Here is a 15,982-nt window from a genome sequence, read left to right as displayed (position 1 = left end):
ATTTTTTTATTTTCCCTAACAAACGCTTATTTTTCTAATATATTCAAAAACTTGAATTAAATAAATTATTTTTTCAGCAAAATAAAAACCTCTCATCTACACCAAAAATCTCTGCAAAAGCCAACATCTGTTCTTAGCTTTTATGGATGTCAAAACCGCACTATGACCCTCAACTCTTACACTTATTCTAGAAACCGTCATTTTTAATATAAGTCCACTTTATATTTCAAAATACAGTGGTACTTTCTGGATCGAATTATAAATGAGGTTTTTGAACAGCTACTTTCAGGAACCTCAAACAAAAAATGCCAGTCAATTTTTTTTCACTGACTGGCATCCTGCTTTAAGACAGGTTACTTATCTATAACTTTTATTATCCATTGGTCTTCGCCTTAACCTGATAACACTCAGCCAGTCTAAAAGAGACTTCTCCACCACTATATTTCGCCACCTCGATATCAGCAGGGCTCTCATCCGTATTATTGTTATTATAAATTTTCTGGAAGCTGGCATAGGTATTGGCCCAACCAACATTTTCTCCAGCAGAGTTAGCGAAACTGACCCGTCCTGTTTGTCCAACTGGTGTACTCAGCACATGGTTTAAATTCAGTAGCGCTCCCCCGACCACAATCAGATCAGCTGAATTACTTGAACCTTGAATACTCGAGTTCAGTCCAATCAAGGCTCCATTCAATGAAGCAAACACCGGATCTGCGAAGATCAAACGCATGGATACCGTTTTATCCTGGGTAAAAGCACGCCCCAAAGTCCCGAGTCGGTATTGTTGCACGCCTCTTTCATCCAAAAGATTATTTGCCAAGATGTCCCCTATACAACCATTCACTGGATCAGTCGAAAGTTGGGTGGCTGACTGACGGTTGGTACGCACATTGCCATTACTGTCAATCATAATTCCGACTGTCACCGGATCAACACTGCTCTCTGTAAATTTAAACTCCAGATTACCGTACATTGGAAAGATATAGCTCTCTCCTGGGCGAACATTTTCAACTGTTTTAAAAACCTGCCGGTCCAGATAACTGATTGGATAAATCTTATAAAGATCTACGCTTCCCCTATAATCTTCACTGTCCGCATTCATACGCCATAAGCCTAAGCTTGCACGGTCATTGTCATCTAAACTGGTTTTACCAGTGATCAGTTTATAGAAATTTTCTTTTCCAGCCATCACATAATCACTGAGCAAACGCCCCTGATAAACCTCAAGTTGGCTCTCATTATTTGCCTCTTTATGCCCAATATTCATTTTATAATTTGAAATAGTCTTAGTTGCAGGGTGAATCCATGAGGTCTGAGGATTTGCGGTCATCTGCTGGGGTTTGACTTTACGGATTAACTCGGCATTGATTCCTCCGAGTGAACTCAGATTACTATCAGCAAGCTTTAACTGGCTATCGCGCCATTGCAGTCCACTGCCGAAAGTATAGCCTTGACGATCGGTAATCAACATGAAATGACCAAACAAGTATTTATTTGTTTTATCTTTAATATCACAACTTGGTTTATTACATCCCGTCAGGCCATCTGAACCCGAGAACTGATTGCCGATAATCCCGGATGTGGAGAATAAAGAAAATTCTGGCTGATAGACCGCAGCATTGGCAATATTGGCTAACTTTTCCACCACCTTAAATGCCTGCTCATCACTAATCTTGCTAATATCCAGTGCCGGTTTCAGGATTTCTACAAAGTCAGTATCCGTCAATTTAATATTTTTGCTGAGCTGATCCAGGGCTTTACGACTATCTTCGATATAGAGCGGCTGTACATCTGTCGGATTATAAATATTCCCTTGATCTAGTGCCATGGTCTGCCAGATTTTCACCAGTTTCATCGCTACCTGAACCGTGGCATCCGAAGGTTTCAACTCATATACAGATCGGCCAGTAATACCTTTGGCAATATCCAGAACACCCAAGCGTGGAAGCTGGCTGGTCGTGCTCAAGCTCAGAAACTCACCCAGTTTAATTGATCCAAGCTCAATCTTACGTCCACCATGACTCTCAATATAAAATTCCACATGATCTGTTTTCCGGCAGCTTCCTGAAGCCACTCCATCGCGTACATTAAACAAAGTAATAAACTTATTTTCTTTGTCTCCGCTACAATTAAAATTCAGACCATCTAATGGATATTCAAGCCCCCATTCCAGACAGTTACTTGCTGTAGGATTACAAGAGCCGTTGGTTGTCGCTTCCTCGGGTTCTGGTATGACGTTGGCGCTTTCTCCTCCGCAGGCGGTTAAAGCCATCACCAGGGTAGTTAAAGCAAATGGATATAATAAATTCTTTTTCATTTTTTTTACTCAAATTATCCTTAACGAATTGCGACCAGTTTTAATTGTCCGTAATTAGTGAGCTGCTTGTCTTCAATATCAATCGCTGAAGCTAATGGCGTTAATAACAGATAACGAGCCTGTTCTGGGACCTGGATAATCCCTTCAATATACTCATGTCGTATAATATTCGCTGCTTGTTGCTGACTTTTAAAGCCCCCTGCTCCTTCGAGTACACAAGCTTTCTGATCTAAAAATACTGCAAATGGCCAGTAATAAGCAGGATTATGCTGGCGCGCTGCATAAGACTGAATCTGTACATTTTTAATACCCGGATCAAGCCTCACTATTTCAAAATCAAACTCATCCGCCTTTAAAGGTGCGCGTGGCCATAAATTGATACGTTTACCTACAATCATGTGTTTGGCCTGCTGAACTTTTTTATGCTTAAAACATTGCTGTCCCAGACTCTCAACAGTTTCTGACTGTGAAATACGATAATAGCTTTGCGCAAGTGTAATAGGAGCCGTATCTACACTCGGACCAGCAAATAAAGATTTTAGAATAGACTGCCCAACGCCTTTCTCACGCTCAACCGTTTGTATTCGGGTTGATCCTATATTCTTATCCACCACTCCTTCCGGCATACTGTAAAAACGCTTTTTGCCTTCTAAATTAAATTCTTTGCTTTCCAGATATTCACTCTCTACATAATCCACGCCATCTATGTGACTAAATCCACTCTTTGGAGCTGGTGTGGGATGAGGAAGTGTGACAGCTTGCTGAGGTTTGGATTGAGATACATTGGAAGCTGAAAAACTTGTTACCTGTGTAGCTGCCTCTACCTCTGGATACCCGACTTTAGCTCGTAGTTGTACTGGTTGTACCAACCTCATTTCTGGCTCAGCCTTGGTCACATTATTTTCTGATGCACTCTGTGACTTCTGCCGTGCCTGTTGGGAAAGGACTTTGGGAGAAGAGTGAGATACTGGAGCAGTTTGAACTTTTTTTGTCTTAGTTTTCTGCTCATTCGCAGTACGCGGCACTACCAAAGGTCGGCCATCCGGACCAATGATGCTAATAAACTCTTTAGCATAGCTATACCATGACCATGATCCCAAACTCATGGCGAGTAATAGCCTTAACCCTGTCTTCCCTGCTTTCATCATATTTTTCTTACCAGCGTGTACGATAGTTCAAACCTAAAATAGTAATCTTGGTATCTGTTTTGACATTCAAGCCTGCATAAGGGTTGAGCAACAGGTTATTGACACCTGTCTGATTCGCCAGGCTACTGGTGTTGGCAGGAATGTTATCTTTACTGCGCAGAAAGCCAATAGATAAGTCCAGATCGGTATCAGCATCGAAACGGTAACCCAGACCTAGGCCAAATAACTGTGCCCCATTAATAGGAACCATCGTATTTCGTTTATCCTTAGGAATTGCACTGGTTCTTGGCTCATAGCCCGCACGTAGTTTTAAACGGTCGGTTGCTGAATATTCTACTCCTATGCCGAAGTTCCACGGCGATTCAAATCCTAAAGGCAAGGCAAGCGAAGAATCCGTGACATGCGGGGATAAAAGTTTGGCAATTTTTAAAGCAGAAATACTACGATCAAATTCAAATTTAAACTGCTCCCATGCTTTATAGTCAGTCCAGCCAATATCAAGATTAACTTGTAAATCCGGCATGAGTTTATATTTAATACCGGCCTGAAAGTGGGCTGGATATTCAAAATCCATGGCCACCAGCCCTGATTCACTGCTAGGAATATAATTGGGAAAACCCAGAATCGCAGCCAGGATCTGACCGGTTGGTGAAGTCATTAATCCCCGAATCAATTCCTGAGGTGCTTTAGCATTATCAATATGATATTTGCCCTTTAAGCGCATTTTTGCCGCGCTTTGATAAACCATACCAAAACTAAAGTCTTCCGTTGGCTCCCATAAGATACCCAAGTTATAACTTGGACTGAGGTTCTGCTCCAGTGCCAGCTCCATTTGGCCAAATTTACCAAATGGATTCACCCCCTCTTCAGCATTACAGATTCCGAGTAATAAAATATCGGTAATGATGTCGGAGTTTTCTTTAAATGGTGTACATACGACTTCATCAATCATACGTAACATGCCGATCAGCTCATTCGGAAAACGTAAATCTGTTTTCATGGCAACGGCCTGATAAGACATTCCCACAGATGCCCCAATCGAAAGCTGGTCATTAATCTCATAACCAATGGATGGGGACAGATAAGTGATCCTTTCCAAAGCGACCTGCTGTCCCATAAAGTTGGCGGGATTACCATCTTCATGGCCAAAACCTGCAATTAAAGGTGCATATACAGCTGTAGCATAGGTTGCTTTCGATCCAGGTGGATTATAAGCGACTCCCATCGTCGGTGCCGCAATCGGCAAACCTTCTCCCAAATCCACCATTTTTTTCAGAATAGGCACATACAGGCTGACATATTCTACATCGCCGTTAACTGGTCCCTTGAAGTCGGTACACAGGTCAGATGAAACTTCTGGTCCGTCGTGACAGACTAGAGGATCATCAGAATAACCGAAGACGTTATAGCCTGCTGGAACACTAAACTCACGCTGAATATTGAAATCTGCAATAATAATTTGTTGCTCGGTTTGCAGACCATCAATCTTGGTAAGTCCTGCCGGGTTAAAGTGAATGGCATTCACCCCTGGAGGGTCTGCAGTCACCGCATTCCCCATGGACAATGCACGCAAATCAACCGAAAGGTTGGTTCCCAACTGTGCAAAGGTATAACTTGAACAGCCCGCAAGAATAATTCCTGTTAATAACGGGCTGAGTCGAATATTCTTCATACGACAGCCCTCTTAACTGATTTTCTTGCCGAAACCTAAAATATCCAATGGGAAGGAAAGCCCCAACGAAACATCTGGTGCATCTTCTGTCAAACCCAAGCCCAAGGTTCCATTCACAATCGTTTCTGGAGACACCCGCACTCCTAGAGAAATTGCAAAAGTTGAACTGGTCTGATCTGCAGCCGAATAGCTCTCGCCCGTGTTATAGCTAAATTCTGCGCCCGTGTTAAAGCTTTGCTGATAAGACATGGTCATCGAAACATCATAATTAAATGAATAGGCAAAACCGAAAGCAAAACCACCGCTAATGCCTGGATCAAACTCTTCAATGATGCGTCGGCCGCGAATTTGGTTTAAACCGGATTCTTTGAATCCATAGTTTGCCGAGACGGAAGCAAAGAGAACCACCGGATCAATATACTTGCGCGTACTTGCACCTATACCAACAGAATAATAACCCTTACCTGCTGCCAGATCCGTTGCGGCATTAATTTCATAAGGACTTTCACCAGTTTTGGTCGAGATATTGCCAAATAAAATGAGTGGTAAACGGCCAGCTTTTAGCGGGAAGGGTTCCCATCGTGCGCCTAAATTAATATCTCCAAGTCCCGCCGTAGAGGTGTCTTTTAACAGATCACTTTTCGCCACCAAAGGTAAGGATGCTGTTAAAGTTAAATTATCTTTTAAACCATATTGAAAAGTGAATGTATTGGTCAGACTATGCGTTGCATTTTCCTGGACACGTAGCTGGTAAAGTTGGCCTTGCGCCATTTCCATATCAAGCTGAGTATCTCGATAATAGGTATAATCAATATCATAATAAGAGGAAATCTCACCTTTTTTAATCAGTGAATATTGACGCTCATTTGAAGTAAATACTTCTTCTAAATTTCCAGCCTGAGTAGTATCGCCCTCTTGTTGCTGTAAGGCTTGAGAGGCATTGGTGCTTTGTGTTGCCTGAGGTTGGGCTGGCGTTTGAGTTTCTACAGAGGCTGTAGTGTCAGTAGCTATTTCTTCCTGGACTATTTCATCTGCACCCAGCTTTACATCTTCAACAGAAGATGATTCAACTTGACTGGTTTGAGCTGCTGTAGCAGTTTCAATGACCTCTTCATCCACACTTTCATATTCACCCAATGCAGGTTCTTCAGCAGCAAATGCAACTCCCATTACCATTTGAATACTGAGTACCAAAAACGTCTTGTTCATCCATTTACCATTCATATCCATTTCACCATTTTAATTTTTATAGCCAGGTTCTGGTTTTATTTGTTTTTGTAATACAGCCTTAGGAAATTATATTGATATTCCCCAAATTGCTCTGATTCTGTATTGCGATTACGGTCCATACGGATTGTTGAAGCTTTATCAGCAATTTTATCCATATAAAATTGTGGATACTGCAGGTCAACCAAGGCATAACGGTTAATCGTTGCATCCTCTACATGCCGCATATCGGTGTCTTTTAAGGTCAAGAAATTTTTTCGATATTGTTCTGGCACATTAATTAAATAGAGAGTGTTATTTTCCCAAATATCTTTAAAACGCTGTACATCAAAACTGATATTCCCCAATGCCGGATCAGCTACATAAACCCGTCCATCTTTATAAGCTTTATAAACAACGAAGTGCTTAAATCCTGCATAAGAAATAGGCACAATTGCAGGCTGCCCCTGTTTGACCAAATCGTCGAACTCACCACGATACCCCCCGCTTTCCAAACCTAAAGCAGCCACAAAACGCTTCATATCAAGAAGAGAAAAGCTACGGCGCTCAATGATTCTGTCTGTTTCACCAAATTTGATCAGACCATTCATCACCTGCTCTTCATCTAATTGTGTGCCTACATAACCATTCAGCAAGGTGGTGAGTGCAGCGGAACCGCAGCTATAATCATAAGCTTGGCGTACAATTCCCTGGAACTGCTCGAAAATAGCAGGTTTGACTTCTACCGGTTCACGGTGCATACGCACAAAAGAATCATTTCGTGAATCAAGAACTTCAGTATAGTGAACAGCTCCCTGCGGCTGTTTTTTAATATCCAGAGCTTCTTTGGCAGCGTAATATATCAATGCCGAGCCCAACGCAATCTCTAACATATTTATTAACTTTTCTTATCATCAGCAGAATATGCTTACTTTTATTTTTATAGAGTATTCACTCTACTTCCTTGTAACTAGCAAGATACCTTTTTTTTCAAAAAAAAACAGCATTTTTTTATTTTTCAGATAAATATTTATGCGTAAAAAAAGCGCGTGTAAACACGCGCTTTTTTATGCAATATTAACGACCAGAAATCGTAATAACTGCGCCTTTTGTATATGTGCCAGCAGTTGGCGAATAATAAGTTTGAAGACCTTGGACTTCCATATCACCAATTGAACCTGCGGTGCGGCTACCTAAATGGATGCCTTTAATATATTGGTCTTTTGCCCCCGTATCATTACTTACGATACGGAGATGTGCAGCCTTACCGACCGTGGTAGAAGGGCCAACATAAGCATCATTAAATACGGAGATATTTTGACTAATGGTTAAATCTTTAGAGTTTGCATCAGCCACTTTGATACTCTCGATAAAGATTTCACCCGCTTCTTGAGGAGCTACAGAAACAGTATTACCGCCAACTGTAACCTCGCCAATAGATTTACCTTTTGTCGAGTTATCAAGGATACCTAGGTTTTTGATTTCCAGACCGCCCACCATTGTTGTATTTAACTTGATCATTGCACCTTGAGGAGCAGCACCGACCTGAATATTCGCATCCATTGTACCGGTTACGATTTCCAGGCCACTTAAAATCGCATTATAATTGCTTGTAGAAGCACCACGACGGATAGAAGTCGCACTTGCATCTGGCATAGCATTCGATGCAGCTACACCAATTTCACCAATATTAATCTTTAAACCTGAAACTTGCGCAGCAATATTTAAGAATGCCCCACCATTGGCAGTATTACCCGCATCCGAGTCAATCTGCAAATCAGCCAAGTTCTTAGACGCCAACAGGGAGTCATAGTTTGCACCAATGACGAGACCATGATTTTCATTTACGCTGCCGGCCTTGCCATCACCTTTAATTACAATGGCACCCGCTGTAGCTGTTCCACCCGCAGGGCTAGTATCTAAACCATCATTGTCATGAATAAAAAGTTTATCAATTTCAATTTTTGAAATACCGATCCCGATATTGATACCATCTTGACCCGTTGTGGCGCTAAGAGATGCATCATCCATGGCTTGCATCGCCATCGCATTTGCACTGAAAGCAATTGAAGTCGCTAAAGCTAATTTAGTGAATTTTTTCATTGTTTACTCTCCCAAGAGTACTATTTTTTTTGGTTGTGAATCACTCAGTGTTCAGGTTGTATTTTTTTATTTTCTAACAACCCAAAACATCTTTCCTTGAGTAATTTTGCTCGCCCACTTAACTTAGCGTTGAGGCGGATTTTGATCAACTGTCGTTGGTCGCAATCTACGGCTTACCGACAAACGGTATTTGGCGATTTAAAAGTATTTTTTGTGCTGCTTGATATAAAATAACAGGTCATCTCGAAATCTATTAATTTGCATGACCAAGACCTTGTATCAACGTCCTTTAAAAGTTCTATCTCCTTTGCTTGAAGATATGCTGTCTACATTAAACAGCCTAGATCATCTGGTCTATTTAAATAATGATGGCCAACCTTTTATTGCCTGCTGTGCACGGGAATATTTTATTGTTCAGGCTGAACAAGTGAGGGGATTTAAAAGAATCGGTATTGATCAATATCACCCTCATAATATGAAATTTGATATAAATTTCCTTCATGATCAGCATACAATGACAAATGAAACGAATAGTTTTTCAGGAGGCTATGTCGGTTTTATTGGCTATGATTATGCTGCTCAACAGCAGGTTGATTATCCAAATAAATCCCAGCCTGCTTTATTTTTAGGTCAATTTAACTCTTATATTAAACCGATTGCCGGGGACTGGATATTTTATAGTGATGATCCTCAAGCAGACGAGATGTTTAATTATATTCAGCGCCTTTTAATTCAGCCCTCCCATCTGCCAGAACTTCAACTTAAAAACCTCTGTCAACCACGCTGGAATAAATCTACCTATGATCAGGCATTTCAAAAAATTCAGGATTATATTGTTGCTGGTGACTGTTATCAGATTAACTTAACCCAAGAGTTTGTGGCTCAGGCCGAAGGCTCATTATTAGCAATTGCCTCAAAATTTTGGCAACTGACTGATGCACCGTATTCAGGGTATTTAAAAATTAATGATTTTGAATTATTAAGCTGTTCGCCCGAGCTGTTTATTGATTTTGAAGCGAATCGCAAAATCATCACCAAACCGATCAAAGGCACTATGCCACGCTATAGTGATCCAGTTCAGGATGAACAATCGAAACAAAGATTACAATCTTCAAAAAAGGATATGGCAGAAAATGTCATGATTGTTGACCTGTTACGTAATGATCTGAGTGTTTATGCGGAAACAGGTTCAGTTAAAACACCAAAACTTTTTAATATTGAAAGCTTTAATCAAGTACATCATATGGTGAGCGAGGTGGAAGCAAAATTGAAACCTGAAGTAAACCCTTTTGAGGTACTAATGTCTGCCCTTCCCGGCGGCTCAATTACCGGTGCTCCCAAAATTCGTGCCATGCAGATCATTAAAGAACTAGAAGGTGCTCCGCGCGGTGCCTATTGTGGCTCGATGGGGTATTTTAATCAGGATGGTACAGGCTCCTGGAATATTCTGATTCGCTCCATTCAGAAGTACCAGCAAGATATTTCCTTATGGGCAGGCGGCGGTATTACCATTGCCTCTGATTGTGATGCTGAATATCAGGAATGCTTTGATAAAGTTTCAGCCATGATAGATTTATTAAATACCTGGTATATGCCCAATCTACAAAAAAGCGAATCCTGAGATTCGCTTTTATTAGATTCAAATTTTGTCTCACTCTCCTGTTAGAAAAGACAAGAGTTTGTGTTGATAAAAGGAAGATTAAAAGAGATAGAATCAGGCCAAAATATCATTTTTCAATGTATTGACTAAACGCTGATTTTGCTCATCCGTTCCAATAGTAATCCGTAGATACTGGTTAATCCGCGGTTTATTAAAGTAACGTACAATAATACCTCGTTCACGTAATTCTGCTGCTAATTCACTCGCATCTTTTGTAGGCAAGGTTACAAAAATGAAGTTGGCACTCGATGGTAAAATTTTAAATCCGATTTCAGTTAATTGGGCAATCAGCTGTTCACGACTGGCTATCACCTTCTGATTTTGTGCTTCAAAATAAGCCTGATCTTCAAAAGAGGCTACTGCCGCAGCTATGGCAAAACGATCCATCGGATAAGAGTTAAAACTGTTTTTTACTGCTTCCAGTGCTGCAATTAAGTGTGGCTGTGCAATGGCAAAACCCACACGTAAGCCTGCAAGCGACCGAGATTTCGACGTTGTTTGACAGACCACCAAGTTTTCATATTTCTCCACCAGACTGACGGCAGATTCAGCACCAAAATCCACATAGGCTTCATCAATGACAACCACGGAGTTTGGATTGGCCTGAAGTACTTCTTCAATCGCTGCCAAGCCTAAGGCAATACTAGTTGGCGCATTTGGATTGGTGATGATAATCCCACCATTTGGCTGTTTATAATCATCTACCACAATCTCAAAGTCATCATTTAATGGCAGAGCCTTGGTTTTCACCCTAAAGAATTGACTGTAGACCGGATAGAAACTGTAGGTAATATCCGGGTAAAGCAAGGGCAACTCTTGCACAAAAAATGCTTTAAAAATATGCGCAAGCACTTCATCAGAACCATTACCAACAAAGACATTTTCAACAGCGACATTTTGCTGTTTTGCAATGGCCTGTTTGAGTTCGGCAGCATCTGGATCTGGATATAAACGTAATACATCTGCTGAATTGGCTAACACTTTTTGCACCGCTTCCACCACTTTTGGAGAAGGCGGATATGGGTTTTCATTGGTATTTAATTTTAATAAATTTTGGATTTTGGGCTGCTCCCCTGGTACATAAGGCTCTAGCTCACATACTTCAGGGCTCCAAAAACGCATTTGTTCTGTAGTGATATTTGACATTTTCTTTCTCTTTATACTCAACTTACATCAGGGTAAGCCCTTTCTCTTCAGAAGAGGGTTTGGGAGAGATAAACGCCCAACTGAGAAATTATTTGTATTCTCCCTCATCCTAACCTTCTCCCTGAGGGAGAAGGGGTTTGGTATTGTTTTAGAATGTGGGGAAAACTCGATTATTGATAACGATAGCGTGCTGAACGTGCGTGAGCATCCAGATTTTCTTGCTGTGCCAAGATATCAGCGGTTTTGGCTAGGATTTTCACACCATCTTCAGAGCACATAATCAGGCTGGAACGCTTTTGGAAATCGTAGACACCCAGTGGTGATGAAAAGCGTGCTGTACCTGAGGTTGGCAAGACATGGTTCGGTCCTGCACAGTAGTCCCCAATCGCTTCTGGAGTATAGCGCCCCATAAAGATGGCACCCGCATGGCGAATATCTTCTGCCATTGCCTCAGCTTCATCTAAGCACAGCATTAAATGTTCAGGCGCAACTTGGTTAATCAGCTCAGCACCTTCAGCACGGTCTTTGACTAAAACCAATGCACCACGGTTATCAATTGAAGTTCGTGCAATATCTGCTTTTGGCAGTGCTTCTAAATGTTTTTCAATCCATTCTCCGACTGCATTTAACAATGCTTCATCTGGCGTAATGAAAACGGCTTGTGCCACAGTGTCATGCTCAGCTTGTGACAATAAATCCATTGCCAACCATTCAGCATTATTTTCGCCTTCTGCATAGACTAAAATTTCAGAAGGTCCTGCAATCATGTCAATGCCAACTTGACCAAACACTGCTCGTTTTGCCGCAGCGACAAAACGGTTTCCCGGTCCTGTGATTTTATCAACAGAAGGAATGGTCTCTGTACCATAAGCCAAGGCTGCCACGGCTTGTGCGCCACCAATGGTAAAGACGCGATGTACACCCGCCAAATAGGCTGCTGCAAGGACTAAAGGATTCAGTTCACCATTCGGTGCAGGCACCACCATCACAATTTCAGACACACCCGCAACGTGTGCAGGTATAGCATTCATCAGCACAGAAGATGGATAAGACGCCAGACCACCAGGCACATAAATACCCACACGATCCAGTGGTGTAACTTTTTGACCGAGTGTGTTACCCAAGGCATCAATATAGGTCCAGCCGTCCTGTTTCTGGGCCTGATGAAATTCGCGGATACGGCTCGCAGCCAGCTCCAGCGCCTCACGGACTTCTACAGTTAAACCCTCAAATGCCGCTTTAAGTTGTTCCTGAGTCAGTTCCAGATCTGAAAATTGATGCGCTGAATGTCGATCGAACTGCTGAGTAAGTTTAAGAACATGAGCATCACCATGCTGACGTACGTCTGCAATGATTTGGTCTACGGTTTTTAAAAGTTCAGGATCACTCACTGTTTCAAAAGCCAACAAGTCAGCAAAAGCCTGCTTGAAGTTCTGATCTTGAGTCGATAAACGTCGCATCAATTTACCCACAAGGTTGATATGGAAAAGATTAGTTTACCTTGTTTCCATGTGATTGTGGACAAGATAACATCGGCATTTTAACTTGAACTGATTGGAAATTACTTTTACTCTTGCCAAAATCGGGTACTCAGTGCTGACATCCGGGTGGTCCCAATCATTATCATGCTGGAGCAGCCAATTTAAAGCGCCATGTTGTTCAAGTACAATCGATGAATTTAATCCTGCAGGTGCCTGTTATTGTTTCAGTCTTGCATCGACACATGCCCAGTTATAGCAATAGATTAAATCAGCTTCTCAATCAATGGTAGCCAATCAATATAAGCGACCGATTCTAACTGTAATCTGGAAAAAGACTCCTGTTTGCTTTGTTGCAGCATTTTCACTAGATTCTCCCTTACCTATAAAATATTTTTAAAGCATCTTGCCTCTATCAAGTTGGCCGGTATCAATTTGTCGCGGACTTATCTTGACTTAGGGGTTCTGATCCAAATATAAAAAAACCGCCCTCAAGGGGCGGTTCTTCATGGCATGGAACTAGGCTTTTTTTGCCTGCTCACGTGCTTCAACGGCTTGTTCTAGCTGTGTCAAAATCGGATTCAATAATGTTTGCTTACGCTTAAAACTGGCTTTATTGACAATCAGACGTGATGATACTTTGCAAATCTCCTCCAAAGGCTCCAGGCCGTTGGCACGTAGCGTATTGCCAGTATCCACTACGTCAACAATGTAATCGCCCAAACCGACCAATGGAGCAAGCTCCATTGAACCGTAGAGCTTAATGACGTCCACTTGTTCGCCAAGGCTGGCATAATATTGACGGGTCAGATTTACATATTTGGTGGCAATTTTTAAACGGCCTTTCGGTCGAACCATGCCCACTTTACCCGCAGTCATGAGTTTGCAGTTGGCAATCTTTAAGTCCAAAGGCTCATAGACATTTTGCGCACCATGCTCCATGAGCACATCCTTACCCGCAACCCCAATATCTGCTGCACCATTTTCCACATAAGTCGGTACATCAGAGGCACGTAAAATCAGAATACGTACCTGCTTATGGGTAGTTGGGAAAATCAATTTACGCGATTTATCCGGATCTTCAAGTAAATTAATCCCTGCTGTTTCAAGCAGCGGTAAAGTTTCTTTTAAGATACGGCCCTTGCTTAGTGCTAAAGTTAAACCATGATCAAAATTGCCCATTACGTCAAAGTTTGGATCATCGTTTCTCATTTCGCTCATTCACTTACTCGCTTAATTTGGGCGCCTAGACCTTGTAGTTTTGCTTCGACTTCTTCATAACCGCGATCAATATGATAAATACGGTCAATCAATGTTTCCCCTTCGGCCGCCAATGCTGCTAAAACCAAAGAAAAAGAAGCACGTAAATCTGTCGCCATGACTGGTGCAGCAGATAATTTTTCCACACCTGTGACTACAGCATCATTACCTTCGACCTGAATATTTGCACCCATACGGGCCAATTCAGGTACATGCATGAATCGGTTTTCAAAAATCGTTTCAGAAATGGTGGCAAAACCCTGAGCAATGGCATTCACAGCCATCAATTGTGCTTGCATATCTGTCGGGAATTCTGGATGTGGCAAAGTACGAAAGCTGACGGCTTTTGGACGTATACCCATCATGTCCAGCTCAATCCAGTCATCACCACGGGTAACTTCTGCACCCATTTCCTCGAATTTTTCCAATACCACTTCCATTAAAACTGGATCAGTATGCGTGGTCTTCACACGGCCCCCAGTGATCGCCGCAGCCGCCAGATAAGAGCCCGTTTCAATACGGTCTGCAACTACCGAATATTCACAGCCGTGCAGGCTTTCAACACCTGTGACAACAAGCGTATCAGTATCTACCCCTTCAATCTTGGCACCCATTTTGATCAGCATTTGCGCAAGATCAGTAATTTCAGGCTCGCGGGCTGCATTACGAATGGTGGTCACGCCTTCGGCTAATACCGCTGCCATCAGGATGTTTTCTGTACCACCCACGGTTACCATATCAAAAACGACTTCACCCCCTTTAAGGCGCCCAGCGACTTTGGCATTGACATAACCAGCTTCAACTTCAATTTCTGCCCCTAAAGCTTCAAGGGCTTTTAAATGCTGGTCGACTGGACGTGAACCAATCGCACAGCCACCCGGTAAAGAAACTTTTGCACTGCCATAGCGCGCCAATAATGGACCCAGCACTAAAATAGAGGCACGCATAGTTTTTACCAGCTCATAAGGTGCAAACTGATTATTTAATGTAGACGTATCTGCAACGACCGTGTCGCCTTCATAGGACATAGTAATACCTAGGCCTGCAATCAGCTTGACCAGCGTCTTTACGTCTTTAAGGCAAGGTACGTTTCTTAATGTAATTGGAGAGTCAGCAAGAATCATTGCTGCCAATAAAGGAAGTGCCGCATTTTTGGCACCAGAAATGCGCACTTCACCTTCGAGCTTGATACCGCCCTGAATTAAAAATTTATCCATTAAATGATTAAGCTCCAAATAAGCTTGCTTTGCGCCATTCTTCTTTTGTCATCGCGCGAATTGTTACTGCGTGAACTGTACCACTGGCAATATGGGCATTGAGAGGAGCATAAACAGCTTGTTGGCGTGCAACTGGACGCTTACCTTCAAATTGATCATCCACAATACGGAGATCAAATTTTCCGCCCTGACCACTCACAGCAACATCCGCCTCGGGGAAAGCGGCTTTTAAAATTTCAGCGAGCTGTTCACTATTCATCACAAGACCTCTTATAAGGCTAAGGGTATAAAACCAGCCATTTTACTATAAATAGAAAAAATAGTTCATTAGTCTATCCATTATACGCATAAAAAAAGAGGCTTTTAAAAAGCCTCCTTCTTATATTGGGCTATTTAGCCCATTAAAACTTGCTGATGCAGGTGCATTTCCCGATAACGATCAATTTGTCGTTTTAATTTTTCTGTCAGCAGTTTAATTGAGGTATACATATCATCCGCATTGGCATGAGCAAAAAACTCAATACCGGGTAAGCGTATAATCGCTTCGGCAATATGATTGCTGCTGCCTTTTTTTGAGCGCTTGTCTATTTGATGATCTTTGGAGAGTTTTACCTGCATACTATTCACCTGATCGAGGTGTTTGGTCATTTGCGAAAACTGATTTTTTATACGCTCTTCAATTGCTGGTGTAATTGATAAATGATGTCCACGAATTGTTATTTGCATAATTCTATCCCTCACCTTCGTTAGGATTAGACGAGTCCCAGAAAATAAC

General features: G+C 41.9%; 13 protein-coding genes and 1 pseudogene. 1 reads left to right on the top strand and 13 read right to left on the bottom strand.

Annotated features, from left to right (window positions below):
• Nucleotides 1-373 precede the first annotated feature (373 nt).
• From E5Y90_RS03090 to E5Y90_RS03065, 6 genes are all read right to left on the bottom strand, one after another.
• Nucleotides 374-2,317 (bottom strand): hypothetical protein, encoded by a 1,944-nt coding sequence (locus E5Y90_RS03090; RefSeq protein ID WP_174659378.1) that lies wholly within the window; start codon nt 2,315-2,317, stop codon nt 374-376.
• Nucleotides 2,318-2,337: 20 nt separating this feature from the next.
• Nucleotides 2,338-3,465 carry a putative pilus assembly protein FilE gene (gene filE / locus E5Y90_RS03085; protein WP_174659377.1) on the bottom strand — a complete coding sequence of 376 codons (1,128 nt, stop codon included), beginning with the start codon at nt 3,463-3,465 and terminating at the stop codon, nt 2,338-2,340.
• 7 nt (nt 3,466-3,472) lie between these two features.
• The gene (locus E5Y90_RS03080) at nt 3,473-5,137 is read right to left on the bottom strand and encodes an OmpP1/FadL family transporter (RefSeq protein WP_174659376.1); all 1,665 of its coding nucleotides are present in this window, start codon (nt 5,135-5,137) and stop codon (nt 3,473-3,475) included.
• 12 nt (nt 5,138-5,149) lie between these two features.
• Entirely contained in the window at nt 5,150-6,367 is a 1,218-nt protein-coding gene (locus E5Y90_RS03075; protein WP_174659375.1) for a hypothetical protein, read from the bottom strand.
• A gap of 35 nt (nt 6,368-6,402) precedes the next feature.
• Nucleotides 6,403-7,236, bottom strand: a complete 834-nt coding sequence (locus tag E5Y90_RS03070; protein WP_151204347.1) for a C39 family peptidase — start codon at nt 7,234-7,236, stop codon at nt 6,403-6,405.
• Nucleotides 7,237-7,420: 184 nt separating this feature from the next.
• Nucleotides 7,421-8,446, bottom strand: coding sequence for a DUF6160 family protein (locus E5Y90_RS03065; RefSeq protein ID WP_174659374.1), 1,026 nt, complete (start codon nt 8,444-8,446; stop codon nt 7,421-7,423).
• A 262-nt stretch (nt 8,447-8,708) separates the two neighbouring features.
• On the opposite strand from E5Y90_RS03065, the gene E5Y90_RS03060 reads away from it, so the two are divergent.
• A complete protein-coding gene (locus E5Y90_RS03060) occupies nt 8,709-10,067 on the top strand; it encodes an anthranilate synthase component I family protein (RefSeq protein WP_174659373.1) in 1,359 nt (452 codons plus the stop codon).
• Nucleotides 10,068-10,160: 93 nt separating this feature from the next.
• Here the strand turns inward: E5Y90_RS03060 and hisC are convergent, their stop codons facing one another.
• The 7 genes and pseudogenes from hisC to hpf all read right to left on the bottom strand — a co-directional run bounded on the left by hisC (nt 10,161) and on the right by hpf (nt 15,933).
• Complete coding sequence (gene hisC / locus E5Y90_RS03055; RefSeq protein ID WP_174659372.1) at nt 10,161-11,252, bottom strand: histidinol-phosphate transaminase; 1,092 nt, start codon at nt 11,250-11,252, stop codon at nt 10,161-10,163.
• A 170-nt stretch (nt 11,253-11,422) separates the two neighbouring features.
• Nucleotides 11,423-12,724 carry a histidinol dehydrogenase gene (hisD, locus tag E5Y90_RS03050; protein ID WP_174659371.1) on the bottom strand — a complete coding sequence of 434 codons (1,302 nt, stop codon included), beginning with the start codon at nt 12,722-12,724 and terminating at the stop codon, nt 11,423-11,425.
• A 120-nt stretch (nt 12,725-12,844) separates the two neighbouring features.
• Nucleotides 12,845-13,009: pseudogene (locus E5Y90_RS17435) on the bottom strand (DUF4272 domain-containing protein); the annotation flags it as partial.
• Nucleotides 13,010-13,249: 240 nt separating this feature from the next.
• Nucleotides 13,250-13,951, bottom strand: a complete 702-nt coding sequence (hisG, locus tag E5Y90_RS03040) for an ATP phosphoribosyltransferase (RefSeq protein ID WP_174659370.1) — start codon at nt 13,949-13,951, stop codon at nt 13,250-13,252.
• Complete coding sequence (gene murA / locus E5Y90_RS03035; protein WP_174659369.1) at nt 13,948-15,207, bottom strand: UDP-N-acetylglucosamine 1-carboxyvinyltransferase; 1,260 nt, start codon at nt 15,205-15,207, stop codon at nt 13,948-13,950. The genes hisG and murA overlap by 4 nt, the downstream gene beginning before the upstream one ends.
• A gap of 7 nt (nt 15,208-15,214) precedes the next feature.
• Entirely contained in the window at nt 15,215-15,466 is a 252-nt protein-coding gene (gene ibaG / locus E5Y90_RS03030; RefSeq protein ID WP_174659368.1) for a BolA family iron metabolism protein IbaG, read from the bottom strand.
• Nucleotides 15,467-15,600: 134 nt separating this feature from the next.
• The gene (gene hpf, locus E5Y90_RS03025) at nt 15,601-15,933 is read right to left on the bottom strand and encodes a ribosome hibernation-promoting factor, HPF/YfiA family (RefSeq protein ID WP_151204339.1); all 333 of its coding nucleotides are present in this window, start codon (nt 15,931-15,933) and stop codon (nt 15,601-15,603) included.
• Nucleotides 15,934-15,982 lie beyond the last annotated feature (49 nt).

The organism is Acinetobacter sp. 10FS3-1 (genome assembly GCF_013343215.1).
Lineage (GTDB): Bacteria > Pseudomonadota > Gammaproteobacteria > Pseudomonadales > Moraxellaceae > Acinetobacter > Acinetobacter lwoffii_C.
Note: the sequence above shows the minus strand (reverse complement) of the source record. Positions and strands in the feature narration are given on the sequence as shown.